The organism is Miniphocaeibacter sp. (assembly GCF_049276255.1).
Lineage (GTDB): Bacteria > Bacillota > Clostridia > Tissierellales > Peptoniphilaceae > Miniphocaeibacter.
This window is the reverse complement of the sequence record NZ_JBASWB010000042.1, coordinates 1-2200: the sequence shown is the minus strand read 5'-3', so window position 1 is coordinate 2200 and position 2200 is coordinate 1. Positions and strand designations below refer to the sequence as shown.

General features: G+C 31.2%; 2 protein-coding genes. Both read left to right on the top strand.

The features are described from left to right. Positions 1–684, top strand: a 684-nt coding sequence (locus WAO56_RS03835; protein ID WP_422146283.1) for a cell wall-binding repeat-containing protein, incomplete at its 5' end; no start/stop codon positions are given. A 122-nt stretch (positions 685–806) separates the two neighbouring features. Next, on the top strand, positions 807–1703 hold the full coding sequence (locus WAO56_RS03830) for a YitT family protein (protein ID WP_422143411.1): 897 nt from the start codon (positions 807–809) through the stop codon (positions 1701–1703). Positions 1704–2200: the final 497 nt, after the last annotated feature.

Here is a 2200-nt window from a genome sequence, read left to right as displayed (position 1 = left end):
CTTGCAAATAAACTAGGTGCACCAATAATGTTAACAAGAAAAGATGCTATTCCAGCAGAAGTGAAAGCTGAAATTAACAGACTTGGAGCAACTAAGGTAATAATAATAGGTGGAAATGACTCTATATCAGAAAAGGTAGAAAAAGAACTAGCTAACTACACTGTAGAAAGAATTGGTGGACCAGACAGATACGATACAGCAATTCTTGTAGGAAACCAAGTAAGAGCTTTAACAGCTAGTAAGACAGAAGCAATACTAGTAGATGGAACAGACTTCCCGGATGCAATTGCAATGACATCTATGGGTGTAGAAGAAAATATGCCAATCCTATTAACAAAACCAGGACAATTACCAACAAGTACAGCAAAAACAATAGAGGACTGGAAATTAACTGAGGTAACAATAGGTGGAGGAAGTAAGTCGGTATCAGGAGAAGTAGAAAAAGAAGTTAGAAAATATGCAGAAGTAAATAGAATAGCTGGTGCTGACAGGTATGAAACATCTGTACTAGTAGCAGAACAAGTATATGTAAAACCAAAACATGCTGTAATAGCAAGTGGAGAAGTATTCCCAGATGCTATAGTTGGGGCATCATATGCAGCTAAAAAGGGTTATCCAATAGTATTATCTAGAGGAAACAACGTTCCAGATGTTGTAATGGACTATGTTTTAGGTAATAGATAAATAAATAAAAACAACAACTTAAGTTTTTGAATATTTAAAAACTTAAGTTGTTGTTTTTTTAACGGAATTATGTTAATTTTATAGTGAGAGGAATATAAATAATAAAAATAAAGGGGAGTTAAATGAATAGTAAATCTGAAGAAGACGCATTTAGGATATCCAGTTATTTAGGAAATAAAATGGATATTTCAAAAAGAATGGGAGCTATTTTATTAGGAGATTTTATTTGTGCTTTTGCAATGACCTTTTTCTTTCAACAAAAAGGGTTACTAAGTGGTGGCTTAGGAGGTATAGGTTTATTATTAAAATTTTTATATAATATACCTACAGGTCTTACTATATTAATATTAAATATTCCATTAGTTATAATGGGGTATATATTTTTGAATAAAATATTTACAACATATGCCATGATTTCAGCAGTAATATTGTCCGGTATATTGTTAATATTTGAAAATTTCAAAAATCCATTTATTTTAGAAGATGCTTTTCTTGTATCAGTAATAGGAGGAGCAATTAATGGAATAGGTATGGGAATTCTTTTTAGGTATGGAGCCTGTCAAGGCGGATTGGATATATTGGCGGCTATATTTAAAAAAAGACTTAATATGAACATTGGTAATGCTCTACTAGGAATGAATATGCTTATAGTTCTAACGGCATCATATATATTTTCATTGGACAAGGGATTATATACAATAGTTTCTATGGTTGTAGGCTATACATTACTTGATAGAATTCAAATGGGTTTTGGGGAAAGAAAACAAATTTTTATTATATCTAAGGAATATAACGCTATAACTGAAGATATAATAAAATACGTTCATAGAGGGGTAACCTACCTAGATGGCTCAGGAGCCTATAGTGAAACAGGCTATAAAATAATTTATACTGTAGTAGGTACAAGGCAAATAGCAGCTTTAAAGCAAATAGTAGAAGAACATGATAAAAATGCATTTATGACTATTTCAGATACTTATGAGGTAAAGGGTAAAGGATTTAAAACAGCCGAAATTTAAATTGTTGAATTAAAGTAGAGAATATGGTATTATTGGCTTGATACAAAAATAAGAGGTGAAAGAATGATTTTAATTTCTTGCTAAAAATTTAATTTGGGAATAATAAAATAATAGTTCTAGTTATATAATTTATTGGTTTATGAATTATATACTTGTAGACCCTATTTATTATTACCACAGCAAGAAATCTCTTCATATATATTATATAAAACATTAGACGAGGGATTTCCCTCGTCTTTTTTAATGACCTAACCCGATTTATGAAATAAATCGCAGGTAGGTCAGCAGACTGTTGAATCCAAGTGGAACTTGGTCAACAGATTGCATGAGACCTGTAACAAAATCAAAGATTTTGACTAGGGCTTCAAGATGCAGTAAGTTCAAATCTGTTATTTGGCAAAGGCATCCTGCTAATAACCTACCTAAATTTACGCATTAAAATTCAGGTATGTAAATAGCCAATTGTGTCTAAGATAAACTTGGTCAACAGATTGCAT

What these genes read in the sequence shown, in the direction of transcription:
- WAO56_RS03830 (WP_422143411.1), top strand. Translation starts at nt 807, where the DNA reads ATGAATAGTAAATCTGAAGAAGACGCATTTAGGATATCCAGTTATTTA.